The organism is Coleofasciculus sp. H7-1, assembly GCF_057473865.1.
This window is the reverse complement of record NZ_JBYCCT010000017.1, coordinates 22,131-28,386: the sequence shown is the minus strand read 5'-3', so window position 1 is coordinate 28,386 and position 6,256 is coordinate 22,131. Positions and strand designations below refer to the sequence as shown.

Genomic DNA, 6,256 nt, shown 5'->3' with positions numbered 1-6,256 from the left:
TTTTTAGATTCAAAGGTTTTAAATTTTTTAAGGCTTCGGATGCATCTTTTAACATCCGTTCTATCTCTTCTGTTGTCACTATACCTTTCGACGCTACGCTATGAATATCCGAATCTAAAACTTCTTGGATTATCTTCTCTGCAAGTCTCTTTGTATAAGTTCTTTTCTTTTTCACAAAATCTAGGTTTTCACTAAATGGTTTTTTACATATTTCACATTTGAATTGCCGTCTATTAATTTCTAAAAATACTGATTTTTCTCCCAAAGGTATGTCTTTCACAATATGTCGATTGATGCGGTTTGTAAAATTATTCCAATCCCAGTGTGAAACCGATGTGATATGACTTTGAGAGAGTCTAAATCTAGAAGCTCTGTTAGAATTTTAATATCTCTTTTGCTAGCCATAGCTGTAAATTCACCTAAAAATACTATGCTTATATTTATAGTTAATAAAAAATAGTCTTTACATGTCAATCTGTTCAATCCTTTTAGTAACTTTTTGAGATATTTCTTAATGTTTTTTCTAATTATAACTAGTGTTTTGGCATAAAAAGTACTGAAGAGCCAAAATTATTAGAAGAGCTTAATAAATTTGCAGATAATTATCTCGAAAATGCACCTAGCAACGCTCCTGTCAAACCAGAAAACTCAAGTGTTTGTTTAGAGAAGAGTTTATTGTGCGATCACTTTGCAAAAGCTGGCTTCAATTAGTGCGATCGCTCATCGCGTAGGTTGGGTTGATGCAGGAAACCCAACATCTGATTATTCACTACCAACACAACCATCACATTCAATGGGACTATCGGCACCCCAATTTCTTGTATAGAACCCATTTGAGATCTCAAGAAGAAGCTGCAAGCCTTTTAATCATTAGCCTGATGAAGCAAAGGTTGATTTTGGCAGTTGCATTCGCGGCGGGTTCGCTCAAAGTTTTTAGTCAGGATTTTACAGCGCTCCATCCAGGCATTGGATCGTTCAATGACCCACCGGGCGATAGCTGGAACGAATCCAGATTTTCCCTGTGCTGCCTTCTCTTGTTTCGAGGGTTTCGTCGAGAGTTGAAACTTAATTTTCGTCATGATTTCGGGATAAACCGGCTCTAATGCCTGAGTTAAATGTTCCGGGTGATAACCATGGTCTAACAGGATGGTAATTTTCGGAATACTAACCGGTTTAGCCTTGAAATAGTCGAGGTTGAGCGTCAGCATCTCGACCAATCCCGCATCGTCACAGACGTTGGCATTTGTGCAGTGAGTGAAGAAGGGAAACCCAAGTGTATCAACAGCTAGATGCCTTTTAATCCCATTGGTTGATTTGTAGAAACAATACCCTTTTGAATCCGCGCTGGCATTGCAGGTGTTTTTCACGGCTTGGGAATCAATGATGATTAACGTCGTCCACTTGGGCTTTTTTTTACTGGCTCGCGTACTTGTCCGTGCAAAGCACTCATCAGTTCCTCAAACACTCCAGCGGCTCGCCACTGCTTGTAGTGCCAATAGACGGTTGAGTAGGGCGGAAAATCTTGAGGCAAGTCTTGCCAATTGCAGCCATTCTTGAGTTGATAGAGGATGCCATCCACAATCTCTCGCTTTGTCCAGTTGGGAGGGCGTGTCTGTTTCTGCGTCGGTAACTTCTGGAGCAGCAAGGGTTCAAAAATTTCCCATTCTGGATCCGTGAGACTGCTGGAATATGCCATAGCGACTAGATTAGAGGGGGTAGGTGCCTTCATTCACCATTATAAAAAATGTCAAATGGGTTCTATAAGCACCATCCTGCACACAGTGATGAAAACTGGAATATATCCAATATGATTGGCGCTGCGACTAATCCATGCTTGAGCGGATTGGAATGAATGTAGTCTACATACTGCATGAAATCCGTTTCCAGCAAGAATTTGATGCTCCCATTCATCGACGCTGCCAGATAGCTTGCTCGCCTTTACTTAAACGCGATGCTGAGCGATATTGTTTGTACTGTTCAGGGCAACGACGGCTAAATTCACTCTTATAGAAACCCCTTCCCAGCCCTCCCCGAAACGGAGAGGGAGCAAGATTCAAGATTTATTCCCCCCGAAACGGGGGGAATGAGGGGGGTTAATTTGATTCATACAAGAAGTCTAGTGGAGATGATCGGGTAGAATAGCGATTGGCTTTACCAGTACCCAAAGAGCGATCGCATCAATAATAAATGGCAATCTGGGCTTGATTGTGCCAAAAGCTGTGCGGAGCAATTCTACTGTTTCAGGTTCCCGGAATAAGGCAAGGCGTTGGTAGATGACACCGGGGGTTTTGGCACGGCGGTATTGAATAAGTTGACCCATCAGTTTTTTTCAGGATGGGCAAGAGGAATATAATTCTAATAATTTAACAGGTGTGTTGGGTTTCAAGAGCGTCAACCCAACCTACGATAGAGCGATCGCACTGGTTGGGCTGCTGCCTCTCGTTCCGTTCTCCGCTTACTGCGGAGGTAAGTTGGGCTGGGCGATGACGGGGCAGTTGATGATCGCCCGCGTCGGTCTCAAGCCAGCGACGTAGCTGTTACCGGGTCCGGGCGGATTAATGGAAGCGCTGGCGATCAATCCATCCCGCACCAAGCCTTCGAGATCGCCAAAGGAGGTGATCCGGCGCATCTTACCGTCCTTGACCGCCTTCTCCGTCCACATGTTCACATGAGCGTCCCAAAGCGGGCTGTAGTTATTCGACTGCGAGCGATTGTCGTTGTCGGGGTCAATGGGGAAAACATTGATCGGGTCAATCCCTGCGTTGGCAATCGAAGCGGCAAAGCCCTGATCCTGATGCGTCTTGGTGTCGGTGATCCCGTTCAACACCGGGGAGAATCCCAGCAGCGCCGAGCGGTCGCTGGGGCGCGATTGACCGTATCCCAATACCTTGGCTAAGCGCGGCGTGTGTACTCCGTTCTCCAGCGCCGCTGGCAATTCTTCGGAAACGTCCGTTACCAGATGATAATAGTACTGCTTGCCGCCCTGAAAACCGTCCAGAAGAGACAGCGTTACTGTGCGCTTTTGGAGATCGATTGACTTGACCCGGTCGTGGGTTCCCGAAGCGTTATTCACCATCTGCACGTTCAGGACGACGCCGCTGGGCAGGACAACCATTGAAGACCATTCGGCGTCGCCGACGGCACCGGCTTTAGCCGTCTTGGGCGGGAAGGGCATCGTCATTGAGCCGGGGATGACCAGATGCTCCGGCGTAAAGTCCACATTGCCCCGGAAGCGCATTACGCCATCATCCAGGGTCACACGCTGCGCCCCGTCGCCCACGGCGTGGCGCAGCTTGGGAGCGTAGTTGAGACCCATCTTACGCGCCACGTCGAAGTCGGATGCGTCGGTGATGATGTAGTAAACAGGTTCATTCTTCGGGGAGAGACCGCGAAACAGCGGCAGCGTCACGAAGGCCGCGCGATAAGTGAAGTTGACCTCCAGCGCGCTCTTGACGAAGACGTTGTCCTCCTTCTTGAAATTGACGGCGGTCGCCGGAGAGTAGGCGGGCCGACCGGATTCGCGGGCCGCCGTGGTCTGCAAAGTGTTCGCTTCTTTCATGCCGTCCTGAGCTGAAGCGGGCGCGCCGGTAAGGGCGGGCAGCGCTGTCAGGACGGCGAAAGCGGCAACGGCGATGCGGCGCGAGGTCGGTTGGAACGGTAGTTGGAACGTCATGAGAAATCTCGTTGTGTGGCGAAACGGATGCGCCTTTATGTTTTTAATCTACCGTTTCCTCATCACGCTTTTTCACGGACTTATTCTTTTTTGGTCACGAAACCTGTTTTTTGTCAAGAAGCGCGAAACACAAAAAAACGCCCCGATCGGCGGCGCTGTTGTTCTAGGAGTATTCGTAGGTAATGTTCAATGACAGGAAACGCGACCCTGCTTTTCCTGGTATCGTTGGTGATACTCTTCGACGCGGAAACATCATTTTCGTTTCGGTCACGGCTTGGCAGACGATTCAAAACGGTATTCCTGCGATGTCGGCACTTGGGAAGCGGCTTCGTCGATCCACAACGTCAAAGAACCACGCGCTCTCAAAGTCGCGTTATACTCGTGCCAGCGCATCGCCGTAGGGAATGGAAAACGCTCTTGAAACCCAACATCTCTTTATTCACTACCAACACGACAATTCCATTCAATCGGACTATCCACACCCCAATCTCTTGTATAAGCACCATCCTGCACACAGTGATGAAAACTGGAAGCAAAGTTGAGGCGTGACAGGCATAATGCTCATCTTGAAGCTATAAAAGCGTAATCGCTTTTCATGAGTCAACAGAGCGATCGCTCACATTAGTTTTGGCTGTATGTAGAAGTGCGATCGCCTTTGGTACGCTACGCGATCGCTTTTCCGGAGTGAACAATTCAGAGAATCTCTCAACCGCCCATTTCCTTGCCTAGTAAAGGCTATAGGCGATACATCTGAGAGATGTGGCAAATAGGACACGATGAGTTTTAACCAAGACTGAACCATCTTCACCCTTGCCTGGTCTAAGGTAATACAACAATCGGATCTGTTGTTGCTGCACACTAACAACCCGGAATTTCCACACTTATGAAGATGAAACCTTTGTTCTTCTTGCCAGGCGCGATCGCGTTGATGCTTGCCGCTTCCCCAATGATTCCCGCTTTCACTAACGTTGCCTTTGCAGGTCCTGGTCGTGCCGGTGGCGCAGGAATGAAGTACAACCAGCTGAATTTGACTGATGCTCAAAAAGCACAAATGCAGCAAATTAAAGAGTCTACACGGCAGCAAATGGATGCTATTTTCACCCCGGAGCAAAAGGAACAAATGCGCCTTGCTAAAGAGCAACGGCAAAGACCTAATCTGAACCTGAGTGAAGACCAAAAATCAAGAATCAAAGCGGTTCGCCAGAGTACCAAGAGCCAGATGGAAGCAGTGCTGACTGCTGACCAAAAGCAACAACTTGAGCAATTGCGTCAGCAATGGCGTCAACGCCGTCAACAACCACAGTCCTAACGGGGGCGTTGCTCTTGCTTTGTCAGAAAAAGTAGCTCGAAAAGAGTTTACCTAGCCAGTACGAAGCATTAAGGGGGTATGGGAATAATCACTTCCCATGCCTTTTTATTGTCATCAAAAATAGAGGGACTTTCAATCTGAGCTGCAATCGCTTTGCTTCGCGCTTAACGTGCCTCGCTCTCACGGTTTATCGTCCCATCAGCGCGATCGCTCAAATCCAGTCAGAATATTAGCATCTAATGATAGTATCCTTGCTCAAATTGAGTAAAATGTGATGTTCTGTCCTATGCCATTAGCTGTGTACATACGAAGTAGGGCTAAATCAGCTTACATCTAGAGAGGAAATTGAATCCTATAGCATAAATTGCTCAAAAATCAATGTTTGAAATAATTATTATTTTTCTGATTATTGGGCTGATTATCGCGGGAATTTTAGTCAATCCTGCCCTAGTTAAACGGCGACGAAACCGTCTCCGACAGCGTCCTTTTTTACCACTGTGGAATGCGATTGTTGAGAATAATCTTCCTATTTACCTTTTTCTTTCTCCCGCTGAACGAAAACGGCTTCAGGGACACATTCAAGTATTTTTAGCCGAAAAACAATTTATTGGTTGTGGAGGATTAGAGGTAACGGAAGAAATGAAGGTGATTGTTGCGACTGTCGCCTGTTTACTCTTACTCAACGAGCGAGAAACCTACTTTCCTAAACTTCGTTCGATTCTGGTTTACCCTAGCACATATCTTGTTAATGAAACCGCTTACACTGGGAATTATATTGTTGAAGAAAGACGTGTAGCCAGACTGGGGGAATCGTGGACAAATGACCAACTGGTACTGTCTTGGGAACAGGTGAAACACGATACTTACAACTGGCGGGATGGACATAACGTGGTGCTTCATGAATTTGCCCATCAGTTGGATCAAGAAGATGGTAAAGCTGAGGGTGTTCCTATTTTGCAGCGAGACTCAGACTATGATCTTTGGGCAAAGGTGATGACACAAGAATATCAACAACTCTGCAATGATGTTCAACGAGGCGTAAAAACGGTAATGAATAGTTATGGTGCAACGAATCCCGCCGAATTTTTTGCCGTAGCAACAGAGACATTCTTTGAAAAACCGCACCAATTACTGAAGAAGCATCCAGCACTTTATGAGCAACTACAAGGTTACTATCAACTAGATCCGGTGCAATGGGTTTAGATATGTTCAACTCAACCTAAGGTGAGGCGCGATCGCACTGCGTCCACCTTCGATAATATAAGAACCGACAG

General features: G+C 46.7%; 6 protein-coding genes and 2 pseudogenes. 2 read left to right on the top strand and 6 right to left on the bottom strand.

Annotation, left to right across the window (positions count from 1 at the left end):
* The 6 genes and pseudogenes from AC2VDX_RS04910 to AC2VDX_RS04885 all read right to left on the bottom strand — a co-directional run.
* Positions 1-405, bottom strand: a pseudogene (locus tag AC2VDX_RS04910) (ISL3 family transposase); the annotation flags it as partial.
* A 302-nt stretch (positions 406-707) separates the two neighbouring features.
* Positions 708-833, bottom strand: a complete 126-nt coding sequence (locus tag AC2VDX_RS04905) for a hypothetical protein (protein WP_378175921.1) — start codon at positions 831-833, stop codon at positions 708-710.
* Between the two features lie 8 nt (positions 834-841).
* Positions 842-1,385, bottom strand: a pseudogene (locus AC2VDX_RS04900) (transposase).
* Between the two features lie 2 nt (positions 1,386-1,387).
* Positions 1,388-1,696, bottom strand: a complete 309-nt coding sequence (locus tag AC2VDX_RS04895) for a transposase (protein ID WP_378175919.1) — start codon at positions 1,694-1,696, stop codon at positions 1,388-1,390.
* A gap of 420 nt (positions 1,697-2,116) precedes the next feature.
* Positions 2,117-2,320, bottom strand: coding sequence for a hypothetical protein (locus AC2VDX_RS04890; protein WP_378175917.1), 204 nt, complete (start codon positions 2,318-2,320; stop codon positions 2,117-2,119).
* Between the two features lie 135 nt (positions 2,321-2,455).
* Positions 2,456-3,673, bottom strand: coding sequence for a hypothetical protein (locus AC2VDX_RS04885; RefSeq protein WP_378175915.1), 1,218 nt, complete (start codon positions 3,671-3,673; stop codon positions 2,456-2,458).
* 883 nt (positions 3,674-4,556) lie between these two features.
* Between AC2VDX_RS04885 and AC2VDX_RS04880 the strand changes: the two genes are divergently transcribed.
* Both AC2VDX_RS04880 and AC2VDX_RS04875 read left to right on the top strand, forming a co-directional pair.
* Positions 4,557-4,982 (top strand): Spy/CpxP family protein refolding chaperone, encoded by a 426-nt coding sequence (locus AC2VDX_RS04880; protein WP_486928109.1) that lies wholly within the window; start codon positions 4,557-4,559, stop codon positions 4,980-4,982.
* A 378-nt stretch (positions 4,983-5,360) separates the two neighbouring features.
* A complete protein-coding gene (locus tag AC2VDX_RS04875; protein WP_378175911.1) occupies positions 5,361-6,185 on the top strand; it encodes a M90 family metallopeptidase in 825 nt (274 codons plus the stop codon).
* Positions 6,186-6,256 lie beyond the last annotated feature (71 nt).